Source organism: Pseudoalteromonas apostichopi (assembly GCF_030297135.1).
GTDB classification, from domain to species: domain Bacteria; phylum Pseudomonadota; class Gammaproteobacteria; order Enterobacterales; family Alteromonadaceae; genus Pseudoalteromonas; species Pseudoalteromonas apostichopi.
In genome coordinates this window covers 1,528,449-1,544,950 of record NZ_AP028065.1, presented here as the reverse complement: position 1 = coordinate 1,544,950, position 16,502 = coordinate 1,528,449, and the positions used below count along the sequence as shown (strand labels likewise).

Sequence of the window (16,502 nt, the reverse complement as noted above, 5' to 3'; positions counted from 1 at the left end):
TTATTCTGCACTTTTTTCTGTATAGAGCTCAATACTATTTTGACTATTTGCAGTTATGAATGAAATTGCGAGCTTGTCATTATTTGCATTGATATGGGAAATAAAGTGCAAACGCTGCATTTGAAGTGCGAGTTCTACATTTTGCATGTTCGCTAAATTAATACTATACACTTCAGTTTCCGTGGCGATATACAAGCTGTGTTGGTTGCTTGCCATAGAGATAATTGAAGGCTTCAGCTCGATTAGTTTATCTGGGGTCGTCAGTTCACTATAGGTATTGCTGTCACTATCTAAAAGCAGATATTTACCGTACTTAGAATGTACGATTAGTTGAGTATCGTCATACCAAGCAATTGCCAATGGGGTGTCTATGGTGCTTTTGACAATTTGATCGCTGTTGGTGTGTAAAATCATTATTTGGTTTTGCTGACTGCTAAGCTCAGTATAAATTACTGCAATTTTATTACCTCTGACCGCTGCCAGTTTGCTGTTCCCAGGTAATGTCCAGTGCTTAATTTCTGAAAAGTCATGGGCATTTAGTAAGCTGAGTTGCTGATTGGCTTTATTAAAACTAACAAGCTTACTGCTATCGCTATTTGCAGTAATAACGGTAGTAGCTTCGCCAAGTTTGTCGGTTATATTGATATATTGGTTGTCTTTTCTCAGCCAGTGTTGGCGTTTATAGTACTCAAAATCAGCGAAGTAGACATCATTATTAGTCAATGCGACCAAGTCATCCTCATGCTTATTGACCGTCGCTATATAGCTCATTTGTTTTGATTTTAAGTCAAAAATAGCGGCATCACTGTCGTGTATATCGGTACTTATTAACACACTGTGTTTATTGAGAGGGTAAGCGTAATTAGCTCGCTTTACTGGAGCCTTAATCGGCTCTCCACGACTCATAGTATCAAATGAAAATGATTCAATCGTCAATTTGCCGCGGTTATACCAAACAAGAGAGTTAGTTTGCTGATCATAAGTTGCAGCCCAAGCTCGGTAATCGTTCGTCGTTAAAAGTTTAAGTGAACTGCCGTCTAAATTAGCCATGTAGATTTCTGCTTGACCCACATTGTGGCGCTCGAAAATGATACGACTAGGGTTTTGAAGGGTTGTTAATAGAAAGTCGCCGGTCCCAGTAATATTTGGTGAGGTAATACGAATTTCTTCACCCGTTTTTAAGTCTTGTGCATAAAGGGCATACAGGTGAGTTAAGCCGCGGTAATTATTACGCCTTGTTATTGCCACATTGCCGACTTCAATGTACTCGCTTGGGGTTTGGTTTAGTAAAGGTTGATTAGTTCGTGGCTTTATTACGGCTTCATTAGATAACAGGTTACTTGCTTGCCAAGTGATACAATTGTTGTAATCACCACCTTCACATGAACCATAAAATAGACGTTCCCCATCTTCAGACCACCCCTGTAAAAATAGCTCCCCTGATGCGATTTGATACTCTTTTTTAGTCGCTAAGTCGACAACAAAAAGATGCTTATTATCATTTTGCAGCACATAGGCAAGTTTCGTTTTGCTTTGGTTTAGTAATAACTGATAGTGTGTGCCTTTATGCCATGAAATAGTTTCTGCTTGCAGGTCTAAATGAGGTACTTCACTTTGCTCTTCAGTAGTGGCTTTAGGCTGTTGTAAGAACAACCAAATAGCAGCAAGCAATAAACTCAATACTAAGGCTGCAAAAGGCCACGGCCAGCGTGAAGTATGATCTTTTTGTGGACTAATGTTGGCTGTATTAACTTGAGTCTCAGCGTCTTTATCTACTGTTATTACATTTTCTGTTTTTAGCTGTTCTGTACTCACAGCGTGATCAAGAGACTTAACTTCAATAAATAAACTGTAACCTTTGCGGTAATGGGTTTTAATGGTTTGCCCAGGTTGCTTTTCTGACTTGAGTACTTTTCTTAGCTCTGAGATTGCACGGTTGATGGCATTGTCATCAACAAAGCTTTGTTGCCAAATGTTCTCAACTAATTCTTGGCGAGTAATAATGCGATCATTATGGGTAATGAAAAAGCATAATAGTTTATAAAGTAAAGGTTCTAGTTCGCGCGTATGAGTGCCATCGCTGATGGTTTGCTGCTGCGTGTTAAATTGCCACTCACCCACATAAATAACAGTATCGCGTAAGGGTGAAAATGCCGACCCCATGTTTAGTCCTTTAACTAATAATTAGTAATGATCTTGATGAGGGAGAATAATAACAGCTTTTGTTCTTTATTTGGGTTTTTTTGTTTTAATTTTGTAAATTAAAGGCTCTTTTTGGCAACATATAACCAAGCTTGGTTGCTACACTGAAATGTTTCTTCAATGCGCTGATAATCGTCAACTTCGTAAGCATCTGCCTGAGCAAGCTCTTGTTCGGTGATTAAGTAAATTGTGCCATTAACCGTATCACTTTGTTTGCCCGTTTTGATTAAAGCGGGGTGAAAACGCTGACCACTACTTTTAAGAACTGCTTCGTCGGTGATCTCGACCTCGCCAATGATATACCCTGATAATGTCGCAGGAATACCTTCGAGCAAGCGCCCGAAGGTATCCAATTGAACTTGTCGGTACTGCAAGGTACCGTACGAAAATAGCTTTTCCATGTTAATCCAGCAGTGGGAAGTTGGTCGCAATGGTTGACTCAGTGCTTTTAGCGACCCAACCTTCGGTATTATTGAATAAGCGAATTGCTGTGAATTCAGGGTCGCTGCCCATATCAAACCAATGTGGTGTGAGTTCTGGTACTGAAATTAAGTCGCCTTGTTGGCAAAGCACTTGATACACCTTATCGCCTAAGTGTAAGCAAAATAAACCTTGGCCTTTTACAAAGAAACGTACTTCATCTTCGCTATGAGTATGTTCAAACAAAAATTTGCTGCGTAACTCGCTGGCATTGGGGTTACCTTTGGCAAGTGAAATAACATCGACTGTTTGATAACCACCCTCTGCTTTAAGACGCTCTATATCGTTAGCATAGGCACTTAAAATAGCGTCATGACTGGTATCCTGATCAATCTTTGCCGTTGCTTGCCATTGCTCAAAGCGAACGCCAACTGCATTAAGCTCTCTAGCAATAGCGCTTAAATCTTCACTATGAAACAGTATGTTATCTGCGTTTGTATCATTAAAAATAGTTAATTGACTCATACTAAAAGCTCCGCGCTGAATGCTGTGAAATCGTTAATATATGGGTGGATATCACTTGCTTCTTGGCCATCTCGAATAAGGTGAAGCGTTCGCAGACCTGCCGCTTTTGCAGCATCAAGCTCTGCTACCACATCGCTTAAAAACAATACTTCTGCAGCATCAAATGGCAACTGTGCAATAATATTCTCATAAGAGCTTTGTTGTTGTTTTGCACCGACTTTAGTGTCGAAGTAATCACTGAACAAAGGTCTCACATCACCATAATCAGAGAACTCAAAAATCAGGTGCTGGGCTTTTACTGAGCCCGATGAGTAGACATATAAACTTTTGCCAGCCTGTTTTTGGGCTTGTAAAAAGTCATAAGCATCTGGGTAAAGGTGGCCAGTAAAATCGCCATTTTCGTAGCCCGTTTGCCAAATTAAGCCTTGTAATTGCTTGAGTGGGGTAATTTTTTGATCTGTTTCAATCCAATGAATTAAATGCTTAATTACCGTCTCGATATCGGCATCAGGTTGTTCTATATGTGCTTTAACAGCCTCAATTTGGGCTGCTACTTCTGGGTCTGTTTGATGTGACTTTACAAACTCAGGTAACTGCCCAGCCGCGTATGGAAATAATACGTCCTTAACAAATGAGATTCGGGTAATTGTGCCTTCAATATCGGTTAAAATCGCTTTGATCATGGCTGAACTCCAGCTTGAATGCCTTCTAGTTTTAAGCGCTCAAGTTCACAGCTAAACAAAAACTCTAAGCCTTCTAAATGACGCAGTACTTCTTTGATATTTCGACCAACCACGTATAAACCGTGGCCGCGGATTAATACGGCATGCTCAATAGGGGTATGAAGGTGATGATCACTGACAAGTAAACTTAAACGGTCGATGTCTTGGTCGTTATCAAAAATAGGAATACTTAGCGTATCTAAATGCGATTTAACACCACTTAAAGACTTTTGCATTTCGTAGCCGTGTAAGTTGATAGTATGGCCTTTAATAACACGCGATAACACGGTTGCCGCTACCGAATGAGTGTGCAAAACAAATTTAGCAGATGGGATTAGCTTATACATATTTAGATGTAGCTCAGTTTCTGCTGATGGATTACCTGAGCCCTTAGTGCGATTACCTTCATGATCAAATTCAATAAACGCATGAGTGCCGAGTTGGCCTTTATCGAAGCCACTTGCTGTGACAACATAGCCACTTGCTGTGCGGGCTGAAAAGTTACCACCAGTAGCAGGGACCCAGCCACGTTGGCTTACCCATTTACCAGCTTCAATTAGTTCTGAAATAGCGGTATTGTTGTGCATATATTCCTCGACATTCTAAAACTTATTTAGACGGCTATACATCTGTTTTAAGCAATGATAGCATCGCTTTGGGCGCAAAACCATCTTTAAGGAACCTCTGTGTTTGAAAGTAAATTGCCGAATTTAGGCACTAGTATTTTTAGTCAAATGACAGCTCTGGCAAATCAGTACCAAGCTATTAATCTATCTCAGGGTTTTCCTGAGTTTGATGCACCTGATTTGTTAAAAAAACAACTCAATCACTATGTACTTGAAGGGGTAAATCAATATGCGCCTTCAAGTGGGGTTACAAAGCTACAACAGCAAATAGCTGCTCTGATTGCTAGAAAATACCATAACAACATAAACTACGAGCAACAAGTCACTGTCACTTCAGGGGCAACAGAAGCATTATTTGTAGCAATTCAAGCGCTTGTTAAAGAGGGTGATGAAGTTGTGGTGTTTGACCCCGCTTATGACTCGTACCAACCAGCAATTGAACTTGCTGGCGGTCGCTCAGTTCACGTTGCCTTGCGTGCGCCAGACTACAAAATCGATTGGCAAGCCGTAGCCGATGTCATTACAGACAAAACACGTGTCATCATCATCAACACGCCACATAACCCAAGCGGTAAAATCTTTAAAACAGAAGATATTAATGCCCTTAAAGCGCTTGTTATTAAGCATGATTTATATGTAATTAGCGATGAAGTGTATGAGCACATTACCTTTGATGGCGCTTTGCATTTAAGCGCGCTGACCGACCCTCAGTTATTTGCACGCAGTTTTGTGATCTCAAGCTTTGGTAAAACTTTTCATAGCACTGGTTGGAAGATGGGTTATTGTGTTGCACCTGCCCAGTTAATGGTAGAGTTTCGTAAAATTCACCAATATGTGACCTTTTCAAGCTTTACGCCTGCCCAGCATGCACTAGCCGATATGCTCGAGTTAGAGCCAGAACATGTTGATGAACTAAGTTATTTTTACCAACAAAAACGCGACTTGCTCAGTGAAGCGTTAGCGCAAAGCCGCTTTAAAATTTTACCAAGTGAAGGTACCTACTTTTTACTACTTGATTATAGTGAGGTGTCTGATCTTGATGATGTTGAGTTTTGCCAATGGCTGGTTGAGCAAGCGGGTGTTGCAGCTGTACCACTCAGTGTGTTTTATAACAGTGCTAGCAGCGATAAAGTGATTCGTTTATGTTTTGCTAAAAATGATGACACATTAAAACGTGCCGCGGAGATTTTATGTCAACTTTAACCTTAGCTTTAGTGCAGTCTTCACTACATTGGCTTGATAAAAGCGCTAACCTTGAGCACTTTACAGAGCAGCTTAACAGTTTTAGCGAGCAGGTTGATTTAATTGTCTTGCCAGAAACATTTGCCACGGGTTTTGCGATTAATCTAGATTGCAGCGAACCAGAACAAGGCGAGGTACTTAGCTGGTTACAAGCCACAGCTAAGCAAAAGAATGCTGTAGTTGCTGGCTCTGTGTTAGTCGCAAAAGACGAGAAAAAGGCTAATCGCTTTTATTGGGTTTGGCCTAATGGCGAAGTGAAGTATTACGACAAACGCCATTTATTCTGTTTAGGTAACGAAGGCAATTTCGTCGCAGCAGGCGAGCAGCGAGAGATATTCGCTATCAATGATTTTCGCATTTTACCGCAAGTTTGTTACGACTTACGCTTTCCTGTATTTCAGCGAAACTGCAACGATTACGATGTGATGATCAACGTAGCCAATTGGCCAGCAGCTCGTCGCCATGTATGGGATACCCTTCTAAAAGCACGAGCGATGGAAAATCTTTGCTTTGTCGTAGGTGTGAATCGCATTGGGGCTGATGGTAATGATGTTGCCCACAGCGGAGGCACTGCTGTATATGACTATAAAGGTGATACCTTGGCTGAGCTGGAGGATAACCAATCGGGTATCATTATTCAGCGCTTAGAAAAATCACCGCTTGATGATTTTCGAAGAGCGTTTCCTGCTCACTTAGATGCTGATCAATTTCAGTTACTGTAATTGCTCGAAGCCGCATACTGAAAAATTTGTTAAACTCATGGTTGGATTATTTACTATAAGCAATCATGAGTCGCAAAATCACCCCCGTTATTCTTGCTGGTGGCATAGGTTCTCGTTTATGGCCTTTGTCGCGTAAAGCGATGCCTAAGCAGTTTTTATCTTTACTTAGCGAAAAGTCACTATTACAGAGCACGCTTTTACGAGTGGCTGACTCACGATTTAATGCCCCAATTTTAGTATGCAATGAAGAGCATCGTTTTATCGCTAAAGCGCAAATTGCAGAAATCACAGATAGCTATACGTTACTGCTCGAGCCTGAAGGTAAAAATACCGCGCCAGCGATTGCGTTAGCAGCTGAATTTGCATTGCAAAATGGCCTAACCGATCCCTTATTGGTGATGCCAGCTGATCACCACATAAGTGATTTTGATAAGCTTATTGCATGCTTAAATAAGGCTATAGCGCTTTGTCAGCAACAACAATTAGTGACTTTTGCAATTACACCTACTGAGCCACATACCGGCTATGGTTATATTCGCCAAGGTGAGCAGTTAGCCCTGGAGGGCTGCTTTAAGGTGGCTGAATTCAAAGAAAAACCAGCCCTGCAATTAGCTAAAAAATACCTTGCCAGTGGTGAGTATGGCTGGAATAGCGGCATGTTCTTATTTCTGCCAGAAGTGTATTTAAACGAGCTTAATCGCTTTGCGCCAAAGATTGCACAAAGTGTCGCAAAAGCGGCTAGCTTTACTGAAGACTTAGGGTTTCAAAGGCCTGTTGCGGATGCACTCACAGCATGTCCAAGTGATTCTATTGATTATGCTATTTTGGAGCGTAGTGCTAACGTTGCAGTTATTCCTGTTGATTTAACTTGGAGTGATGTTGGCGGCTTTTCAGCATTATCGAGAATCGCTGAAAAAGACCATCATGGTAACTATCTGGGCTCGCAAGGGGTGAGTTTAGATAGTGAAAATAATCTACTTATAAGTGAAGCAGAGCACACCATTGCGGCGCTCGGCGTCAGTAATAAAGCAATTATACATACTCATGATGCCACCTTAGTGGCAGACAAAAGCTCGCTCGATAAGCTTCCTGATTTACTTAAACAGCTTGCTGTAGTTGATAGTGATAAATTGACTCACCATCAAGCCGTATTTAGACCTTGGGGAAACTATCGAACTTTAATTGAAAGTACTGGTTTTAAGGTAAAGAAAATAATCGTCAACAGTGGCGCAAAGCTCTCAACTCAACGCCATCAGCATCGTGCAGAGCATTGGGTTGTAGTATCTGGTGTCGCAAGTGTACGAGTTGGCGATGAAGAATTTGAATTAACAGCCGATCAATCTTGTTATATTGCGGCTAAGCAATTGCATAGTCTTGCTAATCAACAAAGCACGCCACTGATCGTTATTGAAGTGCAAACTGGTGCAATACTTGATGAATGCGATATCGAGCGATTTGATGATAGGTATGGGAGAGGCTAGCTGAAAGCTATAAGTTTTAAGCAGATCGAGAGAGTTGCTTTTTGATAGAGGTAGCGTGGCTATCGTGAATTGGAGTATATCTTTTTACCGCATATGTTTTTACCTTCAGCTTGGCCTGCATCTCAAATTTTCAATATTGATGATGGTCTATCGCAAAGTGTCATTTTTGATATTCTGCAAGTTCTTCAAGGCCTCATGTGGTTTTAATCACAGGCAGGTTTAAACCGTTTGATGGTTATGAGTTTACTGTATCCACAGTATCTATTCTTCGGCACTCGATAACGAATCGCAGTTATTTATTGGTACTTAAATACTGGCGTTAAGCTGCTAGCATTACATAATGATCAATTTTCAGAGCCTATTTTTATTACAACTTTGCTTAAAAGGTTGAAAAGTTTATGTTACAACGACACTAACAATACTCTTTAGTTACAAACATGACTGAACTTTACCATTGGTTTGATTTATTCGGCGTAGCCGTGTTTGCTGTCTCAGGAACGCTACTGGCGTACAACAAAAAAATGGATGGCTTTGGGGTTGTTGTGTTAGCCACAGTCACTGCTATTGGCGGTGGTACAGTACGCGACGTTATTTTAGATGTTCCTGTATTTTGGCTGCATGATCAAAGCTACTTTTGGGCTATTTTATTGTCTGTATTTGTCACCACTCGTTTAATCAATAAGCAGCGCTCGATTTCACTTAATGCGCTGCAAGTTGCAGATGCATTTGGTTTGGCATTTTTTGCGGTGATGGGCACACAAAAAGCCATGCTTGCAGGTATGCCAGACACTACGGCGATTATTATGGGTGTAATAACAGCCTGTTTTGGTGGCGTTATCCGTGATGTGCTTGCTGGAAATATGCCGATGCTGTTAAAAGGTGAGCTCTATGCTATTGCTTGTATTGCTGGTGGCATCGTTTATACATTAAGTATCTCGCTTGGTTTAGTAACCGAAGTAGCCATGATTTTAGCAATGCTAATGACCTTATCGCTTCGTTTAGCGGCAATGAAGTGGCAACTTACACTTCACGTTTTTAAATATCCCGACTAAGCTTAGTATTAAGGATTAATGATAGGGACATCATGGATTGTGTCTTTAGCTAGAATATTTTCACGTGCACAAGTAGGTGTGCAAGCCCCTGAAGTTATTGTTGAAGTACACCTAGGAAATGGCTTGCCAGCTTTTCATATCGTTGGCTTACCAGAGGCATCAGTCAAAGAGTCGAAAGACAGAGTGCGTAGCGCTCTCGAAAACTCACAGTTTGGTTTTCCTGACCAACGTATAACCGTCAACCTTGCGCCTGCCGATTTACCTAAAGAGGGTGGTCGTTTTGATCTGGCTATTGCTGTGGGTATTTTAGTCGCCTCTGGGCAAATAAACTGCCCTGATATACATCGATATGAGTTTTACGGAGAGTTGGCTTTAAATGGTGAAGTAAGAGGGGTTAATGCTATTTTGCCATCGGTATTGGGAGCAAAAGAGCTGGGCCGCTGTTGTTTCTTACCCGCGGAAAACGATAACCTCGCAAGCCTAGTGTCGGGCGTTTCTCGAAAAGCCGTTTACTCCTTACAAGATGTCTGGAATGACTTATTAAATCAGCAACCTTTACCACTTAATATTAGCTATCCAGAACAGCAGTCGCAGCGTGATTCACTACTCGATTTAAGCGATGTGAAAGGCCAGCCTGGCGCAAAAAGAGTGCTCGAAATTGCTGCCGCTGGTGGCCATAATTTGCTGTTTCTTGGTCCTCCAGGTACTGGTAAATCAATGCTTGCCCAGCGCATGCCAACGATTATGCCAACTATGTCCGATGATGAAGCAATTAGTACTGCCGCGTTATATTCTATTATTGGTCAATCGGTTGATTTATCTAATTGGCGTGAACGCCCCTTCAGAAACCCTCATCATACTTGCTCTGCAGTTGCCCTAGTCGGTGGTTCTTCGAACCCTAAGCCGGGTGAAATCTCCCTTGCTCATAATGGCGTACTGTTTTTAGATGAACTGCCCGAATTCGAAAGAAAAGTGCTCGACTCATTGCGCGAACCAATGGAAACAGGCGTGGTGACTATATCGCGAGCAGCACGGCAAATGGAGTTTCCATCGCAATTCCAGCTAATCGCAGCATTAAATCCTAGCCCAACAGGAAGTCATACCGATAAACGTGCAACACCAGATCAAGTTCTGCGGTACTTATCTCGGGTGTCTGGGCCATTTATCGATAGGATTGATTTACAAATTGAGCTGCCGCGACTTACCAGTAGCCAATTACAGAGCACGCAAGTAGAACAAAGCAGTGAACAAGTAAGAGCCAGAGTCGAAAGAGCTTATGCAATTCAACTTAACCGACAAGGTAAAGTGAATGTGCGCTTGAATAATAAAGAAATGAGCATTCATTGTGAGTTGGCAGCTGCTGAGCTGCAGTTTTTAGCAAAAGCCAGTGAAAAACTGGCACTTTCACCGCGCTCATATCATCGTGTTATTAAAGTTGCGCGTACCATTAGCGACTTAAAAGCGCAGCCTTCAATTACCTTAAACGAATTAAAAGAGGCGCTGAATTATCGCGCCTTTGAACGGTTAATTAGCCAACTAACGCAGTATTAGCAAGCTTGTTAAATAGACAGCATGTAGCCTTTGCCGCGAACGGTAACGATACGTTTTTGGTCTTTTTCATCGCTTAACTTTTTACGTAAGCGGCCAATAAGTACATCAACGGTACGATCGCTTGGGCTCCAGTCAGGTTGACCAATTTCTTCGGAAATTTTTTCACGTGATGTGGCCTTACCAGCATTTGCGATAAGACAAATAAGTACCTTGTGCTCTGCCTCTGTAAGACGAGACTCTTCACCATTAGGAGTGATCAATGTGCGGTTATCTGGGTGCAGTTTAAAGTCGGAATATTCTATAAATTCTTCACTTTCATCATCATGATGTGAGCCTTTTATACGTTTAAAAAGGGCGCGCATTCTTAGTTCAAGTTCTAGTAAGTCAACTGGCTTGCAAATGTAGTCATCGGCACCTTGTGCAAGTCCGGCAATACGGTCAGCTTGCGAGTCACGACTAGACAGCACAATAACACCAATATCCGTGAGTGCATTAAGCTCTTTGGCAAGCAAAAGCCCATCGCGTTTTGGTAACACAATGTCGATAACGGCTAAAGAAATTGCTTCTTTAGACGAAGCTCGTGATTGCACAATGCTTAGTGCATCTGCACCCGTTGAATCTACCTCAATATTAAACTCAGTTTCTTTAAAATGATTAAGAATGCGTTTAACGAGTAATTCGTCGTCTTCAACCAATAAAACTTGAATAGTCATTCGCTTTAATTTCACACTTGATTTGTTGTTATGTTAGCACTGTATGGCAAAGGCTGAGAAGTGTCATGGCGAAGTTTGTAACTATTTCTTACAATTTAATGGCTTAGCGTTTTTTAAATAGAGGGAAAGCTGAGCACTCAACGAGTGCCCAGTTAAATAACTAAACTACTTTTCAGGATAAAGATATTGCCACCATTGTGGCTGATCTTTTAAGTTTTTATCAAAATAAGCCAACATCGTATTCCACCAATCAAAGCGCTTATCGCGAGCAAATATTTGGTGATCAGCACCCTTGTACTCAATCAGCTCAACATCCTTACCCAATAATTTTAATGCCGTGTACATATTGTGACTTTCACCAACAGGTACATTGGTATCTGAGTCACCGTGAAGTAGTAATAACGGCGTTGTTACTTTATCAGCATGAAACACAGGGCTATGTTGGCTATAAAGTGTAGGATTGTTCCAAGGGTAGCTATTTTTAGATGCCTCAGCTGAGTATAAGTAACCCCACCAACCTTGGCCCCAATACGAGGTGATATTTGAAATCCCCGCATGGGCAATCGATGCACTGAACATATCCGTTTTGGTTGCTAATAACATGGTCATAAAGCCACCGTAAGATGCACCTAGATTACCCACACGTTTACTATCTACGAAGCTATATTTATCTAAAAAGGCTTTTGTGCCGTCAATGATGTCGTTGGCTGTGTACTCACCCCATGCGTTTACGTGTTTAGCTGAAAACTCTTGGCCAAAACCTGTTGCGCCAGTAGGTTGTACAACGTAAACAACATAGCCATGCTCAGCCCATAAGTTAAATGGGTAACGACCCGTAAAACCACGTGTTACAGGCGATGTACCGCCATAGTAATAAACCAGTGCAGGGTATTGTTTATTGCTATCTAAATCATGGGGCAGATAAACACGGCCTTTAATTTCAATGCCATCTTTATTAGTAAAGTTAAACTCTTCCAGTGAGGCTACTTGAGTATCTTCATAGCCAATTGGCTTAGAGTCCCACAATACTTTAGCGCGATTCTTACCTAAGTGTAGTTGTTTTAACTGCTGAGGTGTTGACGCTGTGGTGCCGGTAACCAAGATGCGCGGGGTGCGTTCGTGTGAGTAGCTAACTTGCTCAACAACATCAAAGCCCGTATTCACTTTATTAAAACGTTTTTTACTCAAGTCGAATTGATAAAGCTGCGCAGTGTCTCGCTCGGTAACTTTAATTAGTGCATCACCATTATCAAGCACATTTAACTGGCCGATAGCTGGGTTAAACTCTTTACTTAGAGCGCTGGCTTTTTTACCGTCACGGCTCAGTAGATAAAGTTGACCGTCATAGTTATTAGCAAGCATTCCTTCAGGAAGATTACGACCTAAGCCATTATTAAAATCAGGGCCGGCAGTGACATAAATACCGTCATCAGTATATTTAGCCTGATTAAAGGTATTGTATTGACCAAGTACTGTGAGGGCCGATGTAGTTAGGTCTAACTCAACAAGTTCAGTTGCGGGTTGTGGTGATAGCTGCATTGCTTGTGCTGAGCGGCTCATTAAAACGTGGCCGTTTTTAGCATCAAAATCTTCAAGTGAATGGCTAAGCGGGCCTTGGCTTAAGATTTTGCTTAGACCTGTAGCGATATCGAGTAAATATACTTGCGATGTAGTACGAGCATAAGACCAACGGTCTTGCAGGCCTTGATAATGTTTAGTGAGCTTACCATTATCTGTTGGAGATTTTGACCAACTAAAAATTAAGCTGTTGTTATCAAAAAACTGAAAACCATTTGCACCAGCAAGGTTTTTAGCAATCACGTTAAGTTGCATGGTTTTTAGGTTTAAACGTTTAAGCTCGCCATTTAATAGATACACTAAAGTTTTACTATCTGGGCTCCAAGTAATGTTACTCGGTTGGTCTGACTCAAAACGATAAAGGGTGTTGTTTTTGGCGTCTTTAAGCTCAGTAACATATTGCGCTTGATTAGCGGTTGCATCTTCGTAATGACGTTGGCTAGTAATGAAGTAATCGCCATTTGGCGCCATTGAAATATAACTTACCGTTGGCGCATCGAATAATTGCTTAGCAGACAAACCGTGTTGTTGTTTAGCGCTAAATTGCACAGCATCTAGTTCAGACTTAGCTGTAAAATCAAGCTCAACCTCATTCCAGTTGGCAACTTGTTCAGTAATGATAACAAACTGATGATCGCCTTGGCTTAAAGCTAGCTCATAGCTTTTATTCTTTTCTGTTTGCTTTTCACCATCAATAAATAGCTGTGCGTTTTCAATGCCTTTAAGCGTTAATGAGCCTTGGCTAAAGCGCTCAGTTGAGGCGGTAAATTTAAGGGCTTGTAAACCACCAAGTGTTAGCGCACTAATTTTGTCGAATGATTGCCAGTCAAGCTCATTACCAAATACACGAATGCTATTGCTGCTTTTCTGTAAGCTAGGTAATAGGTTGGCAATAATGGCATCACGATGGTCCGTTTGATATGGCTTAAGTTGCATATCTTCGCCAAGAGGACCAATAAATTGCACCGCTGATTTATCAATGGCAGCGGCCATTGCAGTATTGCTTAATGCACATAGCGCTAATGCACTAAATGTTGTTTTTAGCTTGGCTGATTGGCTTAGCCAAGTAGTTGAAAGTGTCATAGTTTCGCCTGTTGAAGGTAATTTAAACCAATATAGCACGCTGCAAATTACCCAAAAAGTGCTCTGCGTTAGATTGCAGTCGGGTTTGAGCTTGTGGTTTTCAATTGCTATGGTGAGCAGGTTAACTTTTTAAGAGGGCTTACAGTGACATTGTTACTTGTTTATATGTTTGTTGCCATTGCGGTTTCGTTTTTGTGCTCAGTGATGGAGGCGGTACTGTTAAGTATTACACCAAGTTATGTTGCCATGCTCAGAAAGCAACAACCGCAACTGGCAAAACGTGTTGGTAAGCTTAAAGATAATATAGACCAACCTTTAGCAGCAATACTGACGTTAAATACCATAGCGCACACGGCAGGCGCCGCTGGCGTTGGCGCACAAGCTGCAGTGGTGTTTTCAGATGCAGCAGTTGGCGTTGCCTCCGCAATTATGACGTTATTAGTACTGGTGCTTTCTGAAATTATTCCTAAAACATTAGGCGCTAATTATTGGCGAGGATTAACCCCCATTGTTAGTGTGAGCCTCATTTGGTTGGTATTTATTTTAAAACCTTTTGTGTGGTTTGCAGATATCTTAACGCGCTTTTTGGGGCGTAATTACGATGAAGCTTATTACATCCGCCAAGAGATTGAAGCAATGGCTGATATTGGCTCTGAGTCAGGAGCGCTTGGGCAAGATGAATCTGAAATCATTCGCAGCCTGCTGCATTTTCGTCATGCCAAACTCGATACCTTAATGACGCCACGTACGGTGCTTTTTAAAGTGCATAAAGATTTAACTGTAAACCAATACTTGTCGGAACATGGTTCGTCTTCGTTTTCAAGGGTATTGGTGTATGACAAAAATGGTGACGATATTATTGGCTTCGTGCATAAAAATGACATCATGCTGGCTTATCATCGCTTAGGTGAAGACTATAAAATTAGTAAGCTCGTTAAGCCTATTTACACGGTACCAGAAACCTTGCATGTGCCTACATTACTCGAGACTTTACTGTCAGAGCGTACTCACATTTGTTTAGTGGTAGATGAGTACGGTGATGTACAAGGCATTGTTACTCTTGAAGATTTAATTGAAGCATTAATGGGACTTGAAATTGTTGATGAGCATGATCAATCAGCTAATATGCAAAAAGTCGCCAAACAGCGCTGGCGACAACGTTTAGCATCGAGTAATACCATCGTTAGTGACGATAAGCGTAATCCTTAACGGCGGTGTCCTGCTGCCGTCTTTACCATTTGCCGCCATGAGAGTGACCAATTTAAAAAATCTTCTTTGGCCTTCGGGCGGCACAGTAAAAAGCCCTGCATTAAAATAAACTCTTTGTAGCGGTCAAGGTACTCAAGCTCTTCCACACGCTCAATGCCTTCAGCAACAATGGCAAGGTCTTCTTGAATTGCTATATTCACCAAACTACTAACAATCACTTGTGAAAACTGGTCGGTTTCAATATTGCTAATCAGGGTGCGATCGATCTTTATTTCGGTAAATGGCAGCGTTTTTAGCTGCTGAACATTAGTAAATCCTGTGCCAAAGTCATCAAGTGAAATACCAAAACCGCGCATTCTCAGGCGGTTGAGTGTTTCAAGTTGAGCAGTACTACGGAGCGCATACTGTTCGGTAATTTCTAAAATTACTTCACTTGGTGTTAAATTGTTAAGGTGAAGTATTAAAGCGAGTTTATCTGGGCAACTTAAGTCCTCGAGCTGTGAGGGTGATAAGTTAAACGCCAATTTTAAGTTAGGATCAAACTGCTCTTTGATTTCTGCAAAGTCGTTAGTCGCCTTTTCAAATAATTGAAATGTGATGAGGTTTATTAAATCTAGGTCTTCAGCTATGCAAATGAAACGATCCGGTAAGATTATTTCCTCTTCTTGGCTAGTATTTATACGGGCAAGTACCTCAATACTTTCGACCCGATTATCATGGCGATTAATCTTAGGCTGATAAAACGGAATAATTTCATTATGGCTGATAGCGTGTAGTAACAGTGACTCAGAAATAGGGGTTTTGGTGCGCTCAACATGAATAGCAAAGTGCTCAAGTTTTTGCAGTAGTAAATAAACCTGATTTAGCTGTACCGGTTTAGTGACATTACCAATTAAGTGGGCGTTATGCTTACGTGCCAGATCAGCAGCAAGGTCAATAACTTTAGGATCCATTTCCGAAATAATAGCAATTGCTCCATGGTACTTCATAGAGCCTAAATGACGAATAAGCTCCATACCATCCATGTCTGGCATGTTGAGATCAGTAAAAATAGCATCAAAAAAGTGAGGGGCTTTTTTCACCTTTTCTAATGCTTCTTCGGCACTTAGACAAGTTGTTATATGCGGAACCTCAAGCTCATTTAAAATGGCATGCATAACAATCAAGATGGCTTTAGAGTCATCTACTACGAGAATGTGTCTATTTGACTTCACCATATTCACTCCATGAACAAGAACGCTAAAGTTAAAAGTAGTAGATAAAAGGTATTTAGTCATGTTTTTTACCTGTTTTATAGCGTAAAAAATACACAACCTTGTCCCTAAAGGAAATTAGTAATTTTGCAAGGCCTAAGTATAATGGCCGCACTTTTTATT

At 41.3% G+C, this 16,502-nt stretch carries 14 protein-coding genes; 6 read left to right on the top strand and 8 right to left on the bottom strand.

The window, feature by feature from the left end; all coding sequences use genetic code 11:
• From QUE86_RS06960 to QUE86_RS06940, 5 genes are all read right to left on the bottom strand, one after another.
• Positions 1–2,163: a winged helix-turn-helix domain-containing protein gene (locus QUE86_RS06960; protein ID WP_286260099.1), complete on the bottom strand. Its 2,163-nt coding sequence runs from the start codon at positions 2,161–2,163 to the stop codon at positions 1–3.
• 98 nt (positions 2,164–2,261) lie between these two features.
• The gene (locus QUE86_RS06955; protein ID WP_130050258.1) at positions 2,262–2,603 is read right to left on the bottom strand and encodes a gamma-glutamylcyclotransferase family protein; all 342 of its coding nucleotides are present in this window, start codon (positions 2,601–2,603) and stop codon (positions 2,262–2,264) included.
• A 1-nt stretch (position 2,604) separates the two neighbouring features.
• A complete protein-coding gene (locus QUE86_RS06950) occupies positions 2,605–3,147 on the bottom strand; it encodes a 1,2-dihydroxy-3-keto-5-methylthiopentene dioxygenase (protein ID WP_286260096.1) in 543 nt (180 codons plus the stop codon).
• Positions 3,144–3,830, bottom strand: a complete 687-nt coding sequence (gene mtnC / locus QUE86_RS06945; RefSeq protein ID WP_286260094.1) for an acireductone synthase — start codon at positions 3,828–3,830, stop codon at positions 3,144–3,146. The genes QUE86_RS06950 and mtnC overlap by 4 nt, the downstream gene beginning before the upstream one ends.
• Positions 3,827–4,456 carry a methylthioribulose 1-phosphate dehydratase gene (locus tag QUE86_RS06940; protein ID WP_286260092.1) on the bottom strand — a complete coding sequence of 210 codons (630 nt, stop codon included), beginning with the start codon at positions 4,454–4,456 and terminating at the stop codon, positions 3,827–3,829. Before QUE86_RS06940 ends, mtnC begins: the two co-directional genes overlap by 4 nt.
• A gap of 99 nt (positions 4,457–4,555) precedes the next feature.
• On the opposite strand from QUE86_RS06940, the gene QUE86_RS06935 reads away from it, so the two are divergent.
• The 5 genes from QUE86_RS06935 to QUE86_RS06915 all read left to right on the top strand — a co-directional run bounded on the left by QUE86_RS06935 (position 4,556) and on the right by QUE86_RS06915 (position 10,543).
• The gene (locus QUE86_RS06935) at positions 4,556–5,698 is read left to right on the top strand and encodes a methionine aminotransferase (RefSeq protein WP_286260090.1); all 1,143 of its coding nucleotides are present in this window, start codon (positions 4,556–4,558) and stop codon (positions 5,696–5,698) included.
• Positions 5,686–6,459 carry an amidohydrolase gene (locus QUE86_RS06930; protein WP_286260088.1) on the top strand — a complete coding sequence of 258 codons (774 nt, stop codon included), beginning with the start codon at positions 5,686–5,688 and terminating at the stop codon, positions 6,457–6,459. The genes QUE86_RS06935 and QUE86_RS06930 overlap by 13 nt, the downstream gene beginning before the upstream one ends.
• Positions 6,460–6,524: 65 nt before the next feature.
• On the top strand, positions 6,525–7,940 hold the full coding sequence (locus QUE86_RS06925) for a mannose-1-phosphate guanylyltransferase/mannose-6-phosphate isomerase (protein WP_286260086.1): 1,416 nt from the start codon (positions 6,525–6,527) through the stop codon (positions 7,938–7,940).
• Between the two features lie 437 nt (positions 7,941–8,377).
• Positions 8,378–8,992, top strand: a complete 615-nt coding sequence (locus tag QUE86_RS06920) for a trimeric intracellular cation channel family protein (protein WP_054563935.1) — start codon at positions 8,378–8,380, stop codon at positions 8,990–8,992.
• A 39-nt stretch (positions 8,993–9,031) separates the two neighbouring features.
• Entirely contained in the window at positions 9,032–10,543 is a 1,512-nt protein-coding gene (locus QUE86_RS06915) for a YifB family Mg chelatase-like AAA ATPase (protein ID WP_286260346.1), read from the top strand.
• A gap of 8 nt (positions 10,544–10,551) precedes the next feature.
• Here QUE86_RS06915 and QUE86_RS06910 read toward each other — a convergent pair whose 3' ends face one another.
• Positions 10,552–11,256 carry a response regulator transcription factor gene (locus QUE86_RS06910; protein WP_167658309.1) on the bottom strand — a complete coding sequence of 235 codons (705 nt, stop codon included), beginning with the start codon at positions 11,254–11,256 and terminating at the stop codon, positions 10,552–10,554.
• Between the two features lie 165 nt (positions 11,257–11,421).
• On the bottom strand, positions 11,422–13,917 hold the full coding sequence (locus QUE86_RS06905) for an alpha/beta hydrolase family protein (protein ID WP_286260082.1): 2,496 nt from the start codon (positions 13,915–13,917) through the stop codon (positions 11,422–11,424).
• Between the two features lie 144 nt (positions 13,918–14,061).
• Between QUE86_RS06905 and QUE86_RS06900 the strand changes: the two genes are divergently transcribed.
• Positions 14,062–15,126, top strand: a complete 1,065-nt coding sequence (locus tag QUE86_RS06900) for a hemolysin family protein (RefSeq protein WP_130050267.1) — start codon at positions 14,062–14,064, stop codon at positions 15,124–15,126.
• Here the strand turns inward: QUE86_RS06900 and QUE86_RS06895 are convergent.
• The gene (locus tag QUE86_RS06895; protein ID WP_130050268.1) at positions 15,123–16,343 is read right to left on the bottom strand and encodes an EAL domain-containing response regulator; all 1,221 of its coding nucleotides are present in this window, start codon (positions 16,341–16,343) and stop codon (positions 15,123–15,125) included. The two genes, QUE86_RS06900 and QUE86_RS06895, sit on opposite strands and share 4 nt — an antisense overlap.
• Positions 16,344–16,502: the final 159 nt, after the last annotated feature.

What these genes read in the sequence shown, in the direction of transcription:
- QUE86_RS06960 (WP_286260099.1), bottom strand. Translation starts at nt 2,163, where the DNA reads ATGGGGTCGGCATTTTCACCCTTACGCGATACTGTTATTTATGTGGGT.
- QUE86_RS06955 (WP_130050258.1), bottom strand. Translation starts at nt 2,603, where the DNA reads ATGGAAAAGCTATTTTCGTACGGTACCTTGCAGTACCGACAAGTTCAA.
- QUE86_RS06950 (WP_286260096.1), bottom strand. Translation starts at nt 3,147, where the DNA reads ATGAGTCAATTAACTATTTTTAATGATACAAACGCAGATAACATACTG.
- mtnC (WP_286260094.1), bottom strand. Translation starts at nt 3,830, where the DNA reads ATGATCAAAGCGATTTTAACCGATATTGAAGGCACAATTACCCGAATC.
- QUE86_RS06940 (WP_286260092.1), bottom strand. Translation starts at nt 4,456, where the DNA reads ATGCACAACAATACCGCTATTTCAGAACTAATTGAAGCTGGTAAATGG.
- QUE86_RS06930 (WP_286260088.1), top strand. Translation starts at nt 5,686, where the DNA reads ATGTCAACTTTAACCTTAGCTTTAGTGCAGTCTTCACTACATTGGCTT.
- QUE86_RS06925 (WP_286260086.1), top strand. Translation starts at nt 6,525, where the DNA reads ATGAGTCGCAAAATCACCCCCGTTATTCTTGCTGGTGGCATAGGTTCT.
- QUE86_RS06920 (WP_054563935.1), top strand. Translation starts at nt 8,378, where the DNA reads ATGACTGAACTTTACCATTGGTTTGATTTATTCGGCGTAGCCGTGTTT.
- QUE86_RS06910 (WP_167658309.1), bottom strand. Translation starts at nt 11,256, where the DNA reads ATGACTATTCAAGTTTTATTGGTTGAAGACGACGAATTACTCGTTAAA.
- QUE86_RS06905 (WP_286260082.1), bottom strand. Translation starts at nt 13,917, where the DNA reads ATGACACTTTCAACTACTTGGCTAAGCCAATCAGCCAAGCTAAAAACA.
- QUE86_RS06895 (WP_130050268.1), bottom strand. Translation starts at nt 16,343, where the DNA reads ATGGTGAAGTCAAATAGACACATTCTCGTAGTAGATGACTCTAAAGCC.